We start from the raw sequence: 19,876 nt of genomic DNA, 5'->3' as shown, positions 1-19,876 counted from the left end.
GGACTTCGCGATGCTGCCCCTGGTCGCCCTGGTCGGACGGCCCAATGTCGGCAAGTCCACCATCTTCAATGCGCTGACGCGCACCCGTGACGCGCTGGTCCACGACCAGCCCGGCGTCACCCGCGACCGTAACTACGGGGTCTGTCGTCTCGACGAGGAACGCCCGTTCATCGTCGTCGATACCGGCGGTATCGCCGGCGACGAGGAAGGCCTGGCCGGCGCCACCGCACGTCAGGCACGCGCCGCTGCCGGCGAAGCCGACCTGGTGCTGTTCGTGGTCGATGGCCGCGAAGGCGCGTCCGCGCTCGACGACGAGATCCTGGCCTGGCTGCGCAAGCTGGCGCGTCCGACCGTGCTGGTCATCAACAAGATCGACGGCACCGACGAAGAAACCGTGCGCTCGGAGTTCGCGCGCTACGGGTTCTCCGATGTGGTGGCGCTGTCTGCCGCGCATCGGCAGGGCATCGACGAGCTGCTTGAAGAAGTGGGCGCACGCCTGCCCGAGGAAGGTGCCGGCGAGTTGCTGGATACCGACCCGGCGCGCGTGCGCATCGCCTTTGTCGGCCGCCCGAACGTGGGCAAGTCGACGCTGGTCAATCGCCTGCTCGGCGAAGAACGCATGATCGCCTCGGAAGTGCCGGGCACCACGCGCGATTCGATCGCCGTGGACATGGACCGCGACGGGCGCCAGTACCGCCTGATCGACACGGCCGGCCTGCGTCGCCGCGGCAAGGTCGAGGAGGCGGTGGAGAAGTTCAGCGCGTTCAAGACGCTGCAGGCGATCGAGCAATGCCAGGTCGCGGTGCTGATGCTCGATGCCGGCGAAGGCGTCACCGATCAGGACGCGACCATTCTTGGCGCGATCCTGGACGCTGGCCGTGCGCTGGTGGTGGCGATCAACAAATGGGACGGGCAGAGCGACTACCAGCGTGCGCAGGCCGAAGACCTGCTGTCGCGCAAGCTGGGCTTTGTCAGCTGGGCCGAGGCGGTGCGGATTTCCGCGCTGCACGGCTCGGGCATGCGCGAGCTGTTCCAGGCGATCCATCGTGCACACGCGTCGGCCACGCACGAGTTCAGCACCAGCGAAGTCAACCAGGCGCTGGAAATCGCCTACGAGACCAATCCGCCGCCGAGCATCCGTGGCCACGTCTCCAAGCTGCGTTACGTGCATCCGGGTGGCGCCAATCCGCCCACCTTTATCGTGCATGGCACGCGCCTGAAGGTGCTGCCGGAGTCGTACAAGCGCTATCTGGAAAACTTCTTCCGCAAGCGCTTCAAGCTGGTCGGCACGCCGGTGCGTTTCATCTTCCGCGAAGGCGCCAACCCGTACGAGGGCAAGAAGAATACGCTCACCGAACGGCAGGTGGCACGCAAGCGGCGCTTGATGAAGCACGTCAAGGGCAAGTAGCCAGTGCTGCCGCGCCTGGCGCGGCGTGCCATCGTCGAAGGCCTGGTGTGTGTGGCGTGCCAGCTCCAGCGCGGGTTGGGTAACGCGCCAGGACGCTGCGGTGTTCGCGCGATGCGTGCTGGCCGGAGTGCCGGCCATGGCCGCTGAGAAGCAGGCGATCGTGCTGGTCGCCGTTCTGTGTCGGCGCTACCCGCTGGTATCCTGCGCGCCATGACCGACTATCCCTCCCGCATTCCCTACGCGCAGGCGCTGCAGATCCTGCAGGCCGTTGCGGCCAGCAGCCGTCCGCCTGACGAGAACATCGCCACCTCGCGTGCCGACGGGCGCATCTGCGCTGCCGACCTGATCGCGCCAATCGCCTTGCCGCCCTTCGCCAATAGCGCGATGGACGGCTTTGCGTTGCGGCATGCCGATGTCGCGGGCGGCGATGCGTCGTTGCAACTGGTCGGCGAGCAGTTTGCCGGCGAGCGTTGGACCGGTACGTTGGGCGCGGGCCAATGCCTGCGCATCACCACCGGTGCGACGCTGCCCGACGGTGCCGATACGGTGATCCCGAAAGAGGATGCGCAGGAACGCGATGGCGTGGTGCGTTTCCATAGCATGCCTGCGCCGGGTGCGGCGGTGCGCCAGGCCGGCAGTGACGTGCGCGCGGGCGAGCTGGTGATACAGAGCGGGCAGGTGCTGACGCCTGCCCGGATCGGACTGGCGGCCGCGCTCGGCCTGTCGCGGCTTGCAGTGGCGCCGCGGCCGACCATTGCGGTGCTGGCCACCGGCGATGAGCTGGTGGAGCCGGGCATGCCGTTGGGGCCGGGACAGATCTACAACAGCAACCGCGACATGCTGATGGCGCAGCTGCGGGCGCTGGGCTATGCGCCGACCGCATGGCCGACCCTGCCGGACGATCCGCAGCGCATCCGCACGATGCTGGAAGATGCGGCGGCGGCCTTCGATGTGGTGATCACCTGTGGCGGCGTCTCGGCAGGAGAGAAGGATTATCTGCCACGGCTGATCGGCGAACTGGGCCGCATCCACTTCTGGCGCGTGCGCATGCGCCCGGGCATGCCGGCGGTGCTGGGGCAGATCGGCCGCTGCCTGGTGCTGGGCCTGCCGGGCAACCCGGTCTCGGTGCTGGCGACCTTGATCGCCTACGGCGTGCCGTTGCTGGATGGCCTGCAGGGACGTGGCGAGCCGCGTCCGTCGTGGCATGCGGCCCTGGCAAGCCCGTGGGAAAAACGCCACGAGCGCCTGGAGTTTCTGCGCGGGCGCCTGGAGTGCGGCGAAGACGGGCGCCTGAGCGCCTCGCCGCACCGCGGCGATGCCTCGCATCTGTTGCGTGGCGCGGCCGACAGCAACGCCTTGATCGTGTTGCCCGAGCAGGCGCGGCGCTTCGAGGCGGGCGAGATCGTGCGGGTGATTCCCTACGCGCTTTGATCGCTTGGTGAACCAGGCGCGGCTTGCAGCAAGCACTGCGCTCACCGCCAGGCGGGCGCAACCGCTGCACGCTGCGGCATGCGCCCCGGTTCCTGGCATGCCGTTGCTTCCGCGCCGTTCGCATGTGGCTGCCAACGGTGCATTAGCTGGGTGTCGGCGACGCTGAGGCAATGACGACGGGCAGTGAAAGACATCGCCTGCCCACGTGGCAGGCCGGCGCACGCACGATACGTGGTAACGCACGCCACTGAGGTGCGTTTGATCGCCGCGCTCAGCCGATGGCGCTGCCGCAGAACGCGGCGTAATCGGCGTAACCAGGGAATGCGACACCGGGTGCACACACCGGGCAATGCGGGTCGGGCGGCAGCCGGATCTCGCGAAACCGCATCGCCAGCGCATCGAAGCTGAGCAGGCGTCCGGTGAGTGTGTCGCCGATGCCCAGCAGCAACTTGATCGCCTCGGTGGCCTGCAGCAGTCCGATCACCCCGGGCAGCACGCCCAGCACGCCGGCTTCGGCGCAGCTGGGCGCGAACTCGGCTGGCGGTGGCTCGGGAAACAGGCAGCGATAGCACGGTGCCTGGCCGCGCCTGCGGCCGGCATCGAACACGCTGAGCTGCCCTTCGAACTGCTGTACCGCACCGTAGACCAGCGGCTTGCCGAGTTTGACGCAGGCATCGTTGAGCAGATAGCGCGCAGGGAAATTATCGGCGCCGTCGATCACCACATCCACGCCCTCCAGCAGGGCGTCGACATTGCCGGCAGTCACGCGTGCCTGCAGCGCGTGGACCTGCACGCGTGGATTGAGCGCGGCAATGCGCTGCGCGGCCGAGCTGACCTTGGCAACCCCGACGCTGTCTTCGACATGCAGGATCTGGCGCTGCAGGTTGCTGCGGTCCACCACATCGTCGTCGGCGATGCGCAGGTGTCCGACGCCGGCGGCGGCGAGATAGAACGCCGCAGGCGAGCCGAGCCCGCCTGCACCGACGAGCAGCACGCGCGAACGCGCCAGGCGCTGCTGGCCCTCGGGGCCCACCTGCGGCAGACGCAGATGGCGCGAATAGCGCTCGAGAAAATCCTGCTCGTCGGGCGGCAGGGTCGGGCGCACCAGGGGGAGGCCGGCATGCGTCCATGCGTTGGTGCCCCCCAGCACCGAGGACACCTGCGTATAGCCCTGCGCGCGCAGGATCTGCGCCGTGTGTGCCGAGCGCTTGCCGCTCTGGCAGATCAGCACGATCTCGCGCGCCTGTTCCGACAGGTGCCGTGCGGGTGCGGCTTCCAGCTCGTGTTGAGCAATGGCCAACGCGCCTTCGGCCTGGCCGCCGGCACGCTCGTGCAACTGCCGGATATCGACCAGCAAGGCGCCTTGCAGGGCGCGCAGGCGGGCGGTTGCAGGAGAGATGTCGTGGCTGCTCATGGCGCCATTGTCGCGCAAAGGCAGGCCATGCGATGTTCGGGGTTGCCATGTTGGCGTCAGGCTCACCGGCACGGCGGTAGCGTGGGCCTACAAGGAGACCCTCAATGACCCCCGATATCGACGCGCAATTGAAACACCTCGCCGACGCATTGCCTGAAATCCGTCGCCAGCATCCGGACGATTTCTGGGATGCATTCCATGCACGTGCAGAGAAGATCACCGCTGCGGCCGAGTCGCAGGAGCAGGCTGCGCAAATCGTCAAGCGGATCGATGAAATCCTGTCCGCCAACCAGCTGGGGCCCGCGGATCCCGGTGCCTGAGCCAGCGGTCCTCGATGCGTGGGCGCTGCGGCGTGTCAGCTCGACCTGCACCCGATCCGGCGATCCAGCGCATCGCCCAGCAGCAAGCCGGCGCGGTGCTGCCGTAGCGGCGGCTTGCGCTGCAGAAGCGGGTGCCCGGCAGCGCAGCGACCCGCCAGGCAGACGGCCAGGCAGCATGCCGAGGACGATTGGAAGCTGGCACAGTGGTGGCGGACGCGCCCGCTGCCGGCGCCCGCGCCAGGGCGCAGATGGTCGCGGACGGGGCCGCGCTGGCGAGGCTGCAGCAGTTCAACGCCAGGGCCGCGATGCCGCTGGCGCCACGGCAATGGTCGAGGACAGCAGCACGCACTGGCGCGGGCTTCACCTCGCTTGAGCACCTGCTTCATGCCGTGCCGGCGATGCTTGCCTGCTATGTACGCCTGGTCGCTCGCCCATGTCCGTCATCACCCGCAAGATCGCGACCTTCAACGTCAACGGCATCACCAGCCGGCTGCCGCATCTGCTGGAATGGCTGCGGCGCGAGCAACCGGACATCGTCGGCTTGCAGGAGCTGAAGGCCACCCAGGACGCCTTCCCGGAACAGGCGATTCGCGACGCCGGCTACGGCGTGACCTGGCAAGGCGAGAAGTCGTGGAATGGCGTGGCGCTGCTGGCGCGCGGCGCCGATCCGGTGGAAATCCGTCGTGGGCTGCCGTGGGACCGGCGCGATACGCAGAGCCGCTACCTGGAGGCGGCAATTCATGGGGTCGTGGTGGCTTGCCTGTATCTGCCCAATGGCAATCCGCAGCCCGGGCCGAAGTTCGATTACAAGCTGGCCTGGTTTCAACGCCTGATCCGGCATGCCGAGACGCTGGTGGACCTGCCGCACCCGGTTGCGTTGATCGGCGACTTCAATGTGGTGCCGACCGATGCCGACATCTACGACCCCAAGGGCTGGCGCAAGGATGCACTGCTGCAGCCGGAGAGCCGCCAGGCGTATCAGGCCCTGCTCGGGCAGGGCTGGACCGATAGCCTGCTCGCGGTGCACGGGCAGACCCCGATCTATACCTTCTGGGACTATTTTCGCCAGCATTTTGCGCGCGATCGCGGCTTGCGCATCGACCATCTGCTGCTCAATCGCACCCTGGCGCCCGGGCTGCAGGACGCCGGCGTGGACAAGTGGGTCCGTGCACTGGAGAAGGCCAGCGATCACGCGCCGACCTGGATCAGCGTGCGCGTGCCGGAGGCGGTCATCGAGCCGGCGACGCAGGCCACGGCCGTGTCCAGGCCACGCAAGCGGGCCGTTGCCAAGACACCTGCAGTCCGCAAGCCGATCGCGAAGACGGCGTCCAGGACCGGGGGGAAGAAAAAAACCGTCACGCGGCCTGCGGCCAGCAAGTCGGGCGCACCCGCCGCGCCGCGCAAGGCGGCAAAGAAGAAACGCGCCGACTGACACCAGCGTGCTAACCCGTGCTGCCGGCAGGGTCGCGCTCCATCCGGCGCTGCTTGATCCGGTGCAGCACGTGCCCGATGAGGGCGGTCAGCAGGATCAGCACGTTGCTGACGATGAACACGGCATTGCCGACCAGGTAGCTGTAGAGGATGAACAGCACCGAGGCGCTGATCTGTCCGATGAACAGCCAGCGCGAAACGCCGTGTGCCGCATCCGCGCGCCATTGCTTGTAGATCTGGCGGACCAGGGTGGCAATCAACACGGCGCTGGCAAGCCAGCCCACAAGGTCGACGAATTGCATGCGGCACAGATACCGTGGGGAGCTGCAGGCCACTGTGCGGGTTGCCATGTGCGCAAGGCGTCCTAGCGGCTTCAAGCGATGTGCGCAGTGCGCGTGCGCCGAGGGCGGCGCGAGGTGCGGGGCGCTGTGATGCCAGGCTCGCCACGCCTGTGCCGGCTGCCGGTATCCTAGCCAGGTCATCCATCGGTCGACCGTGCCCTGCTCATGATCAGCTACGCCGACGCAGTTGCGCTTGTCCATCAGCAGATCGCCGTGCTTGCCGCGGAGTGGGTGGACAGTGCCGATGCCGAGGGGCGTGTGCTTGCGCAGGCGTTGTCGAGCCCGGCCGAGCTGCCGGCTTTCGACAACAGCGCGATGGATGGCTTCGCATTGCTCACTGCCGGTCGTGGTGCGCCTGCAGGCAGCGAACATGTGGTCGGCGGCAGCATTGCCGCAGGCGAAGATGCCGGCGGCATCGCGGCGGGCAACGCGTGGGAAATCATGACCGGTGCCGGTTTGCCTGCGGGCGCCGATGCAGTGGTGCCGATCGAACAGGTGGAAGTGCTGGCGCACGATGGCCTGCGACCCAGTCGCATCCGTCTGCGTGCCGATCTGCGCGCCGGCCAGCACATCCGCCGGCGCGGAGAAGATGTGGCCTTGCACGATCGCGTGATCGCGGCCGGCACCGTGCTGCGCGCCGCACACCTGATGCTGTTGGCCGCGCTGGGCTGTGCGCGTGTGCAGGTGGTGCGGCGTCCGCGCGTGGCCCTGATTGCGACCGGCCGCGAGCTGGTCGGCGATCCGGCGCAGCCGCTGCAGCCTGGACAGATCCGCGATGGCACCAGCAGCTATCTGCTCAGCCAGCTGCGTGCAGCCGGCGCCGAAGTCGTGTGGCATGGACAGGTGGGCGATGACGTTGCCGGCTTCGATCCGGCGCTTGCGCAGGCGCGCACTGCGGGCGCCGATGTGATTCTGAGCACGGGCGCGGTGTCGCGCGGTCGCTACGATTTCGTGCCGGATGCCTTGGCACGGCATGGCGCGGCGGTGCTGTTCCACAAGGTCGCAGTGCGGCCGGGCAAGCCGGTGTTGCTGGCGCGCTTCGAGGACGGCGTACTGTATGTCGGCCTGCCGGGCAATCCGATGGCCAGCGCCGCCGGGCTGCGTTTTTTCGTCGAGCCGGCGTTGCGCGGTTTGCTTGGCATGCCGGCCGAGCGCGGCTTGCAGGTTGCGCTGGAGACGCCGATGCAGGCACGGCCACTCTGGCGGCAGCACCTGCGCGCACGTTTGACCTGCAACGCGGCCGGCGTGCTCTGCGTGCAGATCCTGCCGCAGCAGGAGTCGTTCCGCGTGGCGCCGTTGTTGCAGGCCAATGTGTGGGCAGTGCTGGAACCGCAGGACGATGGCGCCGCGCCCAGCACGACGGCGCAGGTGTTCGGGCTGGGCCACCTGCAACCGGCTGCGCCGGCGCTTGTGCCATGAGCATGGACTTGCACACGGCGCGATGCGGTGCCGGCAGGCAGGCGGCATGACTGCCACCCCTGCCTGGACGGGTGTGGTGCTGGCCGGCGGCCGGTCCTCGCGGATGGGGCGGGACAAGGCGCTGCTGCAGTGGCACGGACGTCCATTGCTGGAGCACATGCAGGCCTTGCTGCTCGATGCCGGCGCGCTGGAGGTGGTGATCAGCGGCGATCGCCCGGGCTATGCCGGGATTGCCGATGCGCAGCCGGACCTGGGGCCGCTGGGCGGCCTGGCCAGCGTGATTGATCGCCTGGCCGATGCGGTGACGCTGGTGGTGGTCCCGGTCGACATGCCGCTGCTGTCCAGGCCATTGCTCAAGCGCCTGCTGGCGCCACCACATGGGCGCTGCGTTGCCTTCGACGACCAGATGTTGCCGATGCGTCTGTACGTGGACGCCGCTGTGCGTGAGGCGCTCGCTGCACTGATGGCCGGCGCCGGGTCGTCACGCTCGCTGCGCGCCCTGCAGGCCGCATTGCACTGCCATCGCGTGGCTGTCACCGCCAAAGAACGCGCCGCGTTCGTCAATTGCAATACGCCAGAGCAGTGGAGTCAGCTCATTCATGAAAATCCAGATTGAAGGTCAGCAGCTGCGCTTTCGCATCGACGAAGCCGAACTGGCCGAGTTGCTCGCCGGGCGCACGGTCGAGAACCTGAGCCGCTTGCCGAGCGGGCAGGGCGCGCGCCTGGTGCGCCACAGCGTGAGCCTGACCGGCGGGCATGCGGCCTGCAACTGCGCCACCGACCATTGGCAGTTGTCGGTGCCGCGCCACGCACTGGAAGACCATGCACGGCAACTGCCCAGCCGCGAGGGACTGCGCTTCAGCTTCGACGCCGGTGCCGGCCATGCCGAACACACGGCGTTGCAGGTGACCTTCGACATCGATGTGCGCGACAGTGCGCGCAAGCGCTTTGCGAAAACCTGAGGTGGCGGTGGCTGCACACGCGCACCGCTCATGCGTCGGCTTCAGGCCGCGCAGCAATGCCGGGCACACGCTCGCATGCCAGCCCGCGCGCCTGCAGCGCGGCCTCGATTGCAGCGGCATCGGCATCGCTGTAGCCGGCGCCGCTCCGCAACGCGACCACGTGCAGGCCTTCGGTGGCCAGTTCCAGCAACACATCGTGTTGTGCCGTGGCATCGTGCGGCAAGCCGCGGCGTGAGGCATCGCGCCTTGCCAGTTCCAGCACGGCATCGGGGATGCCCTCGCCGATCAGCAGCACGTCGGCCAGGTTCATCGCGCGCAGCGCCTTGAGGGTGAGCAGGCCGGGATCGCCCGGGCCGGTGCCGACCAGTTGCACGCTGCCACGCGCCGACACCGCGCCGGCATCGTCCAGTGCGGCGATGAAGGCGCTTTCGGCCGCGTCGTCGTTGCCGGCCTGCAGCAGCAGCGGCACGTTGCCGTCGATGACGCGGTCGAACCAGCGCCGGCGCCGATTCATGTCGGGGAACTGGCTGCGGATACGCTCGCGGTGACGCGCAAACAGGCCGGCAAAACGACCGACCGAGACATCGAGCTCGCGTTCCAGCCGTTCGCGCAGGCGGCGTGCCAGCATCGGCGCGGCGCCGGCGGAGGAAATGGCGATGACCAGCGGGTCGCGGTCGACGATGGCCGGCACCTGATAGGTCGACAGCTCCGCATCGTCCACCACGTTGACCAGGCGCTGACGCGCGCCGGCGGCAGCGGCGACACGTTGATTCAACGCGCCATCGTCGGTGGCGGCCACCACCAGCCACACGTCGTCGATCCAGGCCGGATCGAACTGGCCGTCCAATTGTTCGAAACGGCCGGCCTGCATCAGCTCCGCCAGTTCGGGCGAGAGCGCATGCGCGTATAGGCGGATCTGCGCGCCGGCCTTGAGCAGCGCCAGCACCTTGCGCGTGGCGACTTCGCCACCGCCGATGACCAGCACGGCGCGCGCTTGCAGGTTTGCGAACAACGGGAACAACGGCATCAGACGTACTCCGAAAGGATGGCTCGCACCGACGGCATGTTGCATGGCACCATCAGGCCACGTCCACGCCTCGCTGCCGCCAATGCGTGTCTTGCTGGTCAACGATACCGAAAAGCCGATCGGCGAACTGCGCCAGGCATTGACGCGCGCCGGCTACACGGTGCTCGACGATGTGGCCTCGGTCGGTGCCTTGCTGCATGCGGTACAGAGCCAGCAGCCGGACGTGGTGGTGATCGATGTCGACTCGCCCTCGCGCGACACCCTGGAGCAACTGTCGATGCTGCATGCCCATGCGCCGCGCCCGGTGGTGATGTTTTCCGGCGATGGCGACGATGCCTTGATCCATGCGGCCGTCGGCGCCGGCGTCACCGCCTATGTGGTCGACGGCATGGCGCCGGCGCGGCTGGCGCCGATCGTGCAGGTGGCGCTGGCGCGGTTTGCGCAGGAAAGCAGCATGCGCAAGCGCCTGGACGATGTGCAGCAGGCCTTGCAGGACCGCAAGCTGGTCGATCGCGCCAAGGGCCTGCTGATGGAAAAACGCGGCCTGAGCGAGGCCGACGCCTACGCGGCGCTGCGCCAGCAGGCGATGAAGCAGGGCGTCAAACTGGCCGAAGTGGCGCGACGCATCGTGGCCATGGCCGAGTTGCTGGGATGAACAGATGAGCCAAGCCGACCTTCCCGTACTGCGCGTGGCCTACATGCCGCTGATCGATTGCGCGCCGCTGGTCGCGGCGCAACGACTGGGCCTGGACCATGTGCATGGGCTGCAGTTGCAATTGCAACGGCAGGCATCCTGGGCCGGCGTGCGCGACCGCCTGCTGGCTGGCGAGGTCGATGCCGCGCACGCGCTGGCCAGCCTGGTCTATGCGATCGACCTGGGCATTGCCGGGCCGCAGTGCCCGATGGCGCTGTTGATGACACTCAACCACAACGGCCAGGCGATCACGTTGGCACCGGCGCTCGCGCAGGCCCTGGCCGATGGTCAGCCGTTGCCGCAGGCGCTGGCCGGCCTCGGTCGCCGCGCGGTGTTTGCGCAGACCTTCCCGACCGGCACGCATGCGTTGTGGCTGTACTACTGGCTGGCCGCGCGCGGCGTGGACCCGATGCGCGAGGTGGAGGTGCTCAGCATCCCGCCGCCGCAGATGCCCGATGCCCTGGCCAGCGGCCTGATCGATGGTTATTGCTCGGGCGAGCCGTGGGCGGCGGTGGCGCAGGCGCAAGGCAGCGGTCGCCGCGTGATCCGCAGTGGCGAGCTGTGGGCCGGACATCCGGAGAAGGTACTGGCCTGCCGGCGCGAATTCGCCGCGCTGCAGCCCGAGTCGATCGAACGCCTCACTGCCTGCATACTGGACGCCTGCCGCTGGCTGGATGCGGCGCCGGCCAACCGCGCGCAGTGTGCGCAATGGCTGGCCGAGCCGCAGCATATCGGCGTGTCGGCGACCTATCTGGCGGCCTGCCTGGACGCCGATGACGATGCGAAGGCGCATGCCAGCGATGACACGGCGCTGGCCTTCCACCGCGGCGGCGCAGTCAACATGCCGTGGCTATCGGACGGCGAGTGGTTCCTGACCCAGTTCCAACGCTGGGGCTGGCATGACATCCAGGAAGACGACATCGCGCGGCTGCGCGACATCCATCGACTGGACAACTATCGGCGCGCTGCGGCACGCGTGGGCGTGGCCGTGCCAGAAGGCGATCACCGCAGCAACCGGTTGTTCGATACGCCCTGAGCTTGGCTGGGCAGGGTCATGCAGCCAGCCAGGCTGGAGTGGGGTGGCGGGATGCATTGGATCGGGCAGCTGCGGGAGCAGGAGCAAAGACTGAGGCAACGGCAACGGCAACGGCATAAAGCATGCGGTCTGCGGCCTGGCTGCAGGGCCCTTGCCCGCCCACCATCGCGGGACACGCTGCAGGTACGTCCCTGTAAGCGCTTACGCGGCATCCATGCCGGAGGGGTTCACGGCGTGTCCGGCAAGCGGTGAGGGCATCGCGCCCTCGACTAGCCAGGCGTTGGACTGCATCTGACAAGGACACCGCTTCCTTGCAGTGCATGAGATTTGTTCGGCGCTCTTGGCACTGCGATGCGCTAGAGCATGTACTACCCGACGCACGCTCTTGGTGCATCGGCGCACGAAAGCCGGGAATGGCAAGCTGCATTCGTCCGTCGATAGGCTGTTGGCGAACGTGGGGCATCGCCAGAAAGCCGCTATTTTCCAGGGACTTGCAGCAGCGTGAGGCCTGGGTGAGCAAGTTGGCACGTTGATTGCTTGGTCCTTACGTGCAGGTGCAACGGCGTGCCTGCAACAACACGCATACGATGCAGCGGATCAACGGCGATCTGCACGCATCCAGGACAACGGCGTCCTTCCGGTCTTACCGGAGGGGCGCCGTTTTTTTTTGGCCATCGCATTCGAAGAGGTCTCTATGCAGCGCTCGTTCTGGCGATCCGGGCACACGCCCACCTTGTTCGCATCCTTCCTGTATTTCGACCTGAGTTTCATGGTGTGGTACCTGCTCGGTCCGCTGCAGGTGCCGATTGCGCAATCGCTGGGACTGGATACGCAGCAGCGCGCCCTGATGGTGGCGGTGCCGATCCTGTGCGGCGCGGTGCTCCGGCTGGCGCTGGGCATGCTGGCCGATCGTATCGGTGCCAAGCGCGCGGGCGTTGTCGCACAACTGGCGGTGATCGCCTCGTTGTTCGGTGCCTGGCAGTTCGGCGTGCACAGCATGGGGCAGGTGTTGCTGCTGGGGGTATTGCTCGGCATTGCCGGCGCCTCCTTCGCGGTTGCGCTGCCGCTGGCCTCGCGCTGGTACCCGCCCGAGCACCAGGGCACCGCGATGGGGATTGCCGGTGCCGGCAATTCCGGCACCGTGCTGGCGGCGTTGTTCGCACCGATGCTGGCGTTGGCGTTCGGTTACCAGAACGTGTTCGGACTGGCGTGCATTCCGCTGCTGCTGACGCTGATCGTGTTTGTCTTGATTGCGAAGGAGGCGCCGGTGCCGGTGGCGCGCAAGCGTTGGTCCGATTATGGCCGCGTGCTGGTGGGTAACCGCGATGCATGGCGCTTCATGTTGTTCTATTCGGTGACCTTTGGCGGTTTTTCGGGGTTTGCCAGTGCGTTGCCGGGCTACTTCCACGACCAGTTCGGCTTCGATGCGCGCACTGCAGGATGGGCGACCGCAGCCTGCGTGCTGGCGGGGTCGGTGATGCGGCCGTTGGGCGGCGTGATTGCCGACCGCGTTGGCGGTACGCGTGCCTTGCTGACGGTCTATCTCCTGGTGGCAGCGTTGGTGGGTATCGCAGGCATCGGTGCGGGTGGCGCGATGGTGACGCTGGCCTTGTTCGTGCTGACCCTGCTGTGCCTGGGTGCCGGCAACGGTGCGGTGTTCCAGCTGGTGCCGCAGCGGTTTGCGCAGGACATCGGGGTGATGACCGGCTTGATCGGCATGGCCGGCGGCATCGGCGGGTTCGCGCTGGCTGCCGGCCTGGGCGTGCTCAAGCAGCACACCGGCAGCTATGCGCTCGGCATGTGGCTGTTCGCTGCGTTCGCACTGGCTGGCTGGGCGTTGCTGGCCGGGGTCAAGACCCAGTGGCGTAGCGAATGGTCCGGCGCCGGCGCGGCGCGGGTCTGACATGACGACAGGAATCCAGGCAATGAAGCAACCCAGACTCGTCGTCATCGGCAACGGCATGGCCGGCATCCGCACCGTGGAGGAACTGCTCAAGCTGATGCCGGGCATGTACCAGATCACCGTGTTCGGGGCCGAGCCGCATCCCAACTACAACCGCATCCTGCTGTCGCCGGTGTTGGCCGGCGAGCAGGAGTTCGACGACATCGTGCTCAATCCGTTGCAGTGGTATCGGGACAACGGCATCCACCTGCATTTGAACAAGGAAGTCACGCGCATCGATCGGGTGCGTCGCCGGGTGATCGCCGCGGATGGCACCGAGGCCGAGTACGACCGCCTGTTGATCGCCACCGGCTCGGTTCCGTTCGTATTGCCGATTCCCGGCAACGACTTGAAGGGGGTGATCGGCTACCGCGATATCCAGGACACGCGCACGATGATCGAGACTGCGCGCAGCAAGCAGCATGCGGTGGTGATCGGCGGCGGCCTGCTTGGCCTGGAAGCGGCCAATGGCCTGAAGCTGCGCGGCATGGAGGTGACCGTGGTGCATCTGGCCGGCTGGTTGCTGGAGCGCCAGCTCGACCCGGTGGCCGGCAACCTGCTGCAGCAGGCGCTGCGCGCGCGCGGGCTGGAGTTCAAGCTGAGTACCGCGACCAGTGCCTTGCTGGGCAACGCGCAGGGCGAGGTGGTCGGGGTGAAGTTTGCCGATGGCAGCGAGATCCCGGCCGACCTGGTGGTGATGGCGGCGGGCATCCGCCCGAATACGCGCCTGGCCGAGGAAGCCGGCATCCATTGCTCGCGCGGCATCGTGGTCAACGACAGTCTGCAGAGCTTCGATCCGCGCGTGTATGCGGTGGGCGAGTGCGCAAACCACCGTGGCATCGCGTATGGCCTGGTGGCGCCATTGTTCGAGCAGGCCAAGGTGTGTGCGAATCACCTGGCGCAGTTCGGCATCGGCATCTATCGCGGTTCGGTGGCCTCGACCAAGCTCAAGGTCACCGGCATCGACCTGTTTTCGGCCGGCGATTTCATGGGCGGCGATGGCTGCGAGGAGATCGTGCTGTCCGATCCGGCCGGCGGGGTCTACAAGAAGCTGGTGATCCGCGACGATGTGCTGGTCGGTGCCTGCCTGTACGGCGATACCAGCGACGGTGGCTGGTACTTCAAGCTGCTCAAGGACGGTACGCCGATCCAGGCGCAGCGCGATCAACTGATCTTCGGCGAGAGCGCGCTCGGCGACTCGGGTACCGGCGGGCAGGACCGCGCCAGTGCGATGGCCGACAGCGACGAGGTGTGCGGCTGCAATGGCGTGTGCAAGGGCACGATTGTCAAGGCGATCAGCGAGCAGGGGCTGTTCACCGTCGATGAGGTGAAGAAGCACACCAAGGCGGCCAGTTCCTGCGGCTCGTGCACGGGGCTGGTCGAGCAGATCCTGATGAACTGCCTGGGCTCCAACTTCCAGGAAACGCCGAAAACCAAGGCGGTTTGCGCCTGCACCGATCTGAGCCATGGCGAGGTGCGTCGTGCCATCCGCGAGCACAAGCTGCTCACCCATGCGCAGGCCTACGCCTTCATGGAATGGCGCACGCCCAATGGCTGCGCGACCTGCCGGCCGGCGATCAACTACTACATGTTGTCGACCTGGCCGCACGAGGCCATCGACGATCCGCAATCGCGCTTCATCAATGAGCGTGCGCACGCCAACATCCAGAAGGACGGCACCTTCTCGGTGATTCCGCAGATGAAGGGCGGGGTGACCAATGCCGGAGAGCTGCGCCGCATTGCCGATGTCGCCGATAAATATGCTGTGCCGATGGTCAAGGTGACCGGCGGCCAGCGCATCGATCTGCTCGGGGTCAGGAAGGAAGATCTGGTCGATGTGTGGCGCGATCTGGGCATGCCCTCCGGCCACGCCTACGGCAAGTCGATCCGCACGGTGAAGACCTGCGTGGGCAGCGAGTTCTGCCGTTTCGGCACCCAGAACAGCACCCAGATGGGCATCGACCTGGAAACCATGCTGGCCAATATGTGGAGCCCGCACAAGGTGAAGCTGGCGGTGTCCGGCTGTCCGCGCAACTGCGCCGAATCCGGCATCAAGGATGTCGGCATCATCGCGGTGGATTCGGGATGGGAGCTGCACGTCGGCGGCAACGGCGGCATCAAGACCGAGGTGGCGCGCTTCCTGGTCAAGGTGGCGACCGCCGAGGAAGTGCGCGAATACACCGGCGCGTTCCTGCAGCTGTACCGCGAGCAGGCGTACTACCTGGATCGCACCGTGCACTACATCGCACGGGTGGGCCTGGACTATATCCGCGCACAGGTGGTGGACGACGCGGCCAACCGGCGTGCGTTGTACGAGCGCCTGTTGTACTCGCTGGAAGGTCTGGTCGACCCGTGGAAGGCGCGTATCGCCGGCGAACGTCGGCAGGAGTATCAACCGCTGCGCATCGCCGCGCCGGCCGCAACGGTGGAGGAATGAGCATGCAGCAGACCGCGTGGATCCGCGTGTGTGCGTTGCAGGACCTGCCTGCATTGGGCGCGCGCGTACTGGAGGTCGACGGCATTGCGCCGATCGCCTTGTTCCGCACCGCCAGCGACCAGGTGTTTGCGTTGCGCGACCGCTGCCCGCACAAGGGCGGGCCGTTGTCGCAGGGCATCGTGGCCGGCGAAACGGTGACCTGTCCGTTGCACGGCTGGGCGATCGCCCTGCAGAGCGGCCAGGCCTGTGCACCGGATGTGGGCTGCGCGCCGCGCTACCCGGTCAAGGTGGAGGCCGATGCGGTGTGGATCGTGTTGCAGCCGGTGCCGCAGGCGGATGCCGTCGCCGAGCCGGCCGCATGAGCGACGGCCTGCAGCTCCCGTCGATCGGCGCGGCGTCGCCGCCGCAGCCATCCTCGCCGATGCATCGCATCACGCGCTCGACCTGCTGCTACTGCGGGGTGGGCTGCGGGGTGCTGATCCACAGCGAGCACGATGCCACTGGCGAGCGCATCGTCGGGATCGAAGGCGACCCGCAGCATCCGGCCAATCAGGGCCGCCTGTGCAGCAAGGGCCTGGCCTTGCCGCAGACTGTCGCCAGTCCGCAGGGGCGCGTGCTCGAACCCGAGCTGCGTCGGCATCGGCAGGCGCCGCGGGCGGCGGTGAGCTGGGACCAGGCACTGCGCCACGTCACCAGCAAACTGGCGGCGATCATCGAGCAGCACGGCCCGGATGCGGTCGCCTTCTATCTGTCCGGACAGTTGTTGACCGAGGACTACTACGTCTTCAACAAGCTCGCCAAGGGCCTGCTCGGTACCAACAACATCGACACCAATTCGCGCCTGTGCATGTCCAGCGCAGTCACCGCCTACAAGCTGGCGCTGGGCGCCGATGGGCCGCCGACCTGCTACGAGGACCTGGAGCTGGCGCAGACGGTGCTGTTTGCCGGCAGCAACATGGCGTATGCACACCCGGTGCTGTTTCGCCGGCTGGAAGACGCACGCGCGCGCAACCCGGAGATTCGCTGGATCGTGATCGATCCGCGTCGCACCGACACCGCGGCCATGGCCGACCTGCACCTGGCGATCGAGCCCGGAACCGACGTTGCGCTGTTCAACGGCATGCTGCATCACCTGATCTGGGAGGGTCTGGTGGATGGGCGTTTCGTTGCGGCCCATACCCAGGACTTCGACGCCCTCAAGCACATGCTGCGCGAATACACCCCGCGCATGAGCGCCGAGATCTGCGGTATCTCGCATGAGGACCTGGTGCAGGCGGCCGAGTGGTTCGGGCGCAGCCCGGCGGCATTGTCGCTGTACTGCATGGGCCTGAATCAGTCCGCGCATGGCACCGACAAGAACCTGGCCCTGATCAACCTGCATCTGGCGACCGGGCAGATCGGCAAGCCGGGGGCGGGCCCGTTTTCGCTGACCGGCCAGCCCAATGCGATGGGTGGGCGCGAGGTCGGCGGCATGGCGACGATGCTGGCGGCGCATCGCGAGATCGGCAACGCCGACGACCGCGCGGAACTGGAACGCTTGTGGAAGCTGCCGGCGGGCCGTCTGAGCGCTACGACCGGCACACCGGCCGTGCAGTTGTTCGAGCGGTTGCGTGCCGGCACGCTGAAGGCGGTGTGGATCGTCTGCACCAACCCCGTGCACTCGATGCCGGAGGTGGATGGCATTCGCGCCGCGCTGGAACAGGCCGAGCTGGTGATCGTGCAGGACGCGTTCTCCGGCACCGACACCGTGCCGTATGCCGACGTGCTGTTACCGGCCACCAGCTGGGGCGAGAAGGATGGCAGCGTGACCAACTCCGAGCGCCGCATCACCCGCGTGCGCAAGGCGGTGGAGGCGCCGGGCCAGGCACGTGCGGACTGGTGGATCGCCCGCGAAGTGGCGCGCCGGCTCGAGGCGCGTCTTGCACCAGCGAGCGGCGCAGGCCTGTTCGGGTTTGACAGCGCCGCGCAGATCTTCGACGAACACCGTGCGTTGACGGTGGGGCGCGACCTGGATATCGGCGGGCTGGACTACCCGATGCTGGATGGCGGCCCGCAGCAGTGGCCGTTTCCTGCCGGCGCCGTGCACGGGCAGGCGCGGCGCTATACCGACGGCGTGTTCGCCACCGGCAACGGGCGCGCACGCTTCCACGCCACGCCGTATCGCAAGGTGGCCGAGCCGACCTCGGCGCGGTTTCCGATGCGGCTGCTGACCGGGCGGCTGCGCGATCAATGGCATGGCATGTCGCGCAGCGGGCGCGTGCCCGCGGCGTTCGCGCATAGCCCCGAACCGGCCTTGCGCATGCATCCGGACGACGCGACGCGGCGCGGGCTGGTGGCCGGCGAACTGGTGCAGATCGCCAGCAAGCGCGGGGCGCTGGTGCTGCCGCTGGAACTCTCCGACGAACTGCGCTCGGGCACCGTGTTCGCCGCCATGCACTGGAGCGGGCAGCACCTGTCCAGCGGCGGCGTCAACGAAGTGAGCATTCCGGCGGTGGATGCGCGCTCGCAGCAGCCCGAACTCAAGCATGCAGCGGTGCGGGTGGAGAAGGCCGCATTCGGCTGGCATCTGCTGGCTGCGCGACGTGGCGATGCGCTGGCCCTGCAGCAGACGCTGCAGCCACTGCTGCGCGACTGCGGCTATGCAGCGCTACGGTTGCATGCCGAGCCGCTGGCCGAGGCCGGCGGGCACTGGGCGGTCCTGCATGCGGCCTGCGAACGCGCCCCGGATGCGGGCTGGCTCGATCGCCTGATCGCCGCGCTGCAGCTGCCCGCCGGTGCAGACGTGCTGGAGTATCGCGACCTGCGCCGCGGGCTGATGCGTCGCGTGGGCTGGCGCATGCAGGACGGCCACAGCCATATCGACGGCCTGCTGCTCACCGCAGCGCAGCCCAGCGAGGCCAACCAGGCGTTACTGCGTACTGCACTGGCAGGCCGGCCCTGGCACGGTCCGCGGCTGGCGGTGTTTGCGCAGACACAGGGCGCACCCAGCGACCCGATCGTCTGCAGCTGCATGCACGTGTCCACCTCCGCGATCCATGCCGCCATCGACGACGGTGCCGATCTGCCCCAGCTCAAGCAACGCCTGGGCTGCGGCACGGTCTGCGGCTCCTGCGTTCCGCAACTCACCCGGCTGTGCCGGCAATCACGGCACGCCTGAGCGGCCGTGCTGACCATCACCTACTGCGAGACCTTCCCATGTCAGTCCTTCCTTCCTGTGCGCGTGATGTGGTGTTGTTGTCTGCCGGCCCCGGCGATCTGGACCTGCTCACCGTCAAGGCGGTCAAGGCGCTGGCGGCCGCGCAAGTGGTGTTGCTGGACGATCTGGCCAACCCGCAGATCGTCGAACTCGCACCGCAGGCGCGGGTGATCCGGGTCGGCAAGCGCGGTGGCTGCCGCTCGACGCCACAGGACTTCATCTGCCGGCTGATGCGGCGCTATGCCTTGCAGGGCCTGCGCGTGGTGCGCGTCAAGGGCGGCGATGCGCTGCTGTTCGGCCGCGCGGGCGAGGAGATCGGCTTCCTGCGTCGCGCCGGTGTGGGCGTGCAGATCATCAACGGCGTCAGTGCCGCATTCGCCGCGGCCTCCGCGCTGGAAGTGTCCTTGACCCATCGCAGCCATTGCCATGGCATCACCTTCGTCACTGCGCATACGCACGATCACGGCGAACCCAACTGGGGTGCCCTGGCCGCCAGCGGCACGACGCTGGGCATCTACATGGGCCTGCGCCGCGCCGATGCCTTGGCCAGCGCGCTGCTGGCGCATCTGCCGGCCAGCACGCCGGCGGCCATCGTGCAGGCCGCCACCCGGCCCGAGCAGCAACGCCGGCTCACCACGCTGGGCGAACTGGGTGTCACCGCTGCGGCGATGCTGCCCGGCCTGCCGACCCTGCTGCTGGTGGGCGATGCCCTGTCCGAGGCGGCAGCGCAGTGCGACGATCGCTTCGGCCTGGTGCTGGAGCAGGCGGTGGGGTGAGTGCGATTGCCGGGCCGCCGGGCGTGCAGGTCCACGTGCGGC

General features: G+C 67.8%; 17 protein-coding genes. 14 read left to right on the top strand and 3 right to left on the bottom strand.

Annotated elements, in window-relative coordinates:
* Nucleotides 1–10 precede the first annotated feature (10 nt).
* Together der and C0541_RS11060 are read left to right on the top strand one after the other, a co-directional pair.
* Complete coding sequence (der, locus tag C0541_RS11065; protein ID WP_115048344.1) at nt 11–1,408, top strand: ribosome biogenesis GTPase Der; 1,398 nt, start codon at nt 11–13, stop codon at nt 1,406–1,408.
* A 210-nt stretch (nt 1,409–1,618) separates the two neighbouring features.
* On the top strand, nt 1,619–2,839 hold the full coding sequence (locus C0541_RS11060; protein WP_115048342.1) for a molybdopterin molybdotransferase MoeA: 1,221 nt from the start codon (nt 1,619–1,621) through the stop codon (nt 2,837–2,839).
* Between the two features lie 271 nt (nt 2,840–3,110).
* On the opposite strand, the gene moeB is transcribed toward C0541_RS11060, so the two are convergent.
* Nucleotides 3,111–4,253, bottom strand: a complete 1,143-nt coding sequence (gene moeB, locus C0541_RS11055) for a molybdopterin-synthase adenylyltransferase MoeB (RefSeq protein WP_115050252.1) — start codon at nt 4,251–4,253, stop codon at nt 3,111–3,113.
* Nucleotides 4,254–4,357: 104 nt separating this feature from the next.
* On the opposite strand from moeB, the gene C0541_RS11050 reads away from it, so the two are divergent.
* Together C0541_RS11050 and xth are read left to right on the top strand one after the other, a co-directional pair.
* Complete coding sequence (locus tag C0541_RS11050; RefSeq protein WP_115048340.1) at nt 4,358–4,573, top strand: hypothetical protein; 216 nt, start codon at nt 4,358–4,360, stop codon at nt 4,571–4,573.
* 433 nt (nt 4,574–5,006) lie between these two features.
* Entirely contained in the window at nt 5,007–6,005 is a 999-nt protein-coding gene (xth, locus tag C0541_RS11040; protein ID WP_115048336.1) for an exodeoxyribonuclease III, read from the top strand.
* 10 nt (nt 6,006–6,015) lie between these two features.
* On the opposite strand, the gene C0541_RS11035 is transcribed toward xth, so the two are convergent.
* Nucleotides 6,016–6,306 carry a PQ-loop domain-containing transporter gene (locus C0541_RS11035; protein ID WP_115048334.1) on the bottom strand — a complete coding sequence of 97 codons (291 nt, stop codon included), beginning with the start codon at nt 6,304–6,306 and terminating at the stop codon, nt 6,016–6,018.
* A gap of 204 nt (nt 6,307–6,510) precedes the next feature.
* Here C0541_RS11035 and C0541_RS11030 point away from each other — a divergent pair, with 204 nt between their 5' ends.
* Genes C0541_RS11030 through C0541_RS11020 form a run of 3 tightly spaced genes read left to right on the top strand, consistent with a single transcriptional unit; the run spans nt 6,511 to nt 8,726 of the window.
* Nucleotides 6,511–7,764: a molybdopterin molybdotransferase MoeA gene (locus tag C0541_RS11030; protein WP_115048332.1), complete on the top strand. Its 1,254-nt coding sequence runs from the start codon at nt 6,511–6,513 to the stop codon at nt 7,762–7,764.
* 46 nt (nt 7,765–7,810) lie between these two features.
* On the top strand, nt 7,811–8,380 hold the full coding sequence (locus tag C0541_RS11025) for a molybdenum cofactor guanylyltransferase (protein WP_115048330.1): 570 nt from the start codon (nt 7,811–7,813) through the stop codon (nt 8,378–8,380).
* The gene (locus C0541_RS11020) at nt 8,364–8,726 is read left to right on the top strand and encodes a hypothetical protein (protein ID WP_115048328.1); all 363 of its coding nucleotides are present in this window, start codon (nt 8,364–8,366) and stop codon (nt 8,724–8,726) included. Before C0541_RS11025 ends, C0541_RS11020 begins: the two co-directional genes overlap by 17 nt.
* Nucleotides 8,727–8,754: 28 nt before the next feature.
* Here the strand turns inward: C0541_RS11020 and C0541_RS11015 are convergent, their stop codons facing one another.
* A complete protein-coding gene (locus C0541_RS11015) occupies nt 8,755–9,753 on the bottom strand; it encodes an NAD(P)-dependent oxidoreductase (protein WP_115048326.1) in 999 nt (332 codons plus the stop codon).
* Nucleotides 9,754–9,835: 82 nt separating this feature from the next.
* On the opposite strand from C0541_RS11015, the gene C0541_RS11010 reads away from it, so the two are divergent.
* From C0541_RS11010 to cobA, 7 genes are all read left to right on the top strand, one after another.
* Complete coding sequence (locus C0541_RS11010) at nt 9,836–10,408, top strand: ANTAR domain-containing response regulator (RefSeq protein ID WP_115048324.1); 573 nt, start codon at nt 9,836–9,838, stop codon at nt 10,406–10,408.
* Between the two features lie 4 nt (nt 10,409–10,412).
* Nucleotides 10,413–11,483, top strand: coding sequence for a CmpA/NrtA family ABC transporter substrate-binding protein (locus C0541_RS11005; RefSeq protein WP_115048322.1), 1,071 nt, complete (start codon nt 10,413–10,415; stop codon nt 11,481–11,483).
* Nucleotides 11,484–12,216: 733 nt separating this feature from the next.
* A complete protein-coding gene (locus C0541_RS11000) occupies nt 12,217–13,386 on the top strand; it encodes a nitrate/nitrite transporter (protein ID WP_193725914.1) in 1,170 nt (389 codons plus the stop codon).
* A gap of 58 nt (nt 13,387–13,444) precedes the next feature.
* Nucleotides 13,445–15,862: a nitrite reductase large subunit NirB gene (gene nirB / locus C0541_RS10995; protein WP_238601351.1), complete on the top strand. Its 2,418-nt coding sequence runs from the start codon at nt 13,445–13,447 to the stop codon at nt 15,860–15,862.
* The gene (gene nirD / locus C0541_RS10990) at nt 15,859–16,224 is read left to right on the top strand and encodes a nitrite reductase small subunit NirD (protein ID WP_161960012.1); all 366 of its coding nucleotides are present in this window, start codon (nt 15,859–15,861) and stop codon (nt 16,222–16,224) included. Before nirB ends, nirD begins: the two co-directional genes overlap by 4 nt.
* Nucleotides 16,221–19,019, top strand: coding sequence for a nitrate reductase (locus C0541_RS10985; protein WP_161960011.1), 2,799 nt, complete (start codon nt 16,221–16,223; stop codon nt 19,017–19,019). Before nirD ends, C0541_RS10985 begins: the two co-directional genes overlap by 4 nt.
* Before the next feature lie 68 nt (nt 19,020–19,087).
* Nucleotides 19,088–19,834, top strand: coding sequence for a uroporphyrinogen-III C-methyltransferase (gene cobA / locus C0541_RS10980; protein ID WP_193725938.1), 747 nt, complete (start codon nt 19,088–19,090; stop codon nt 19,832–19,834).
* Nucleotides 19,835–19,876: the final 42 nt, after the last annotated feature.

The organism is Xanthomonas arboricola, assembly GCF_003353015.1.
GTDB lineage: Bacteria > Pseudomonadota > Gammaproteobacteria > Xanthomonadales > Xanthomonadaceae > Xanthomonas > Xanthomonas arboricola_E.
The sequence above is the reverse complement of the archived record's forward strand: the minus strand, read 5'-3'. Positions and strand labels throughout refer to the sequence as shown.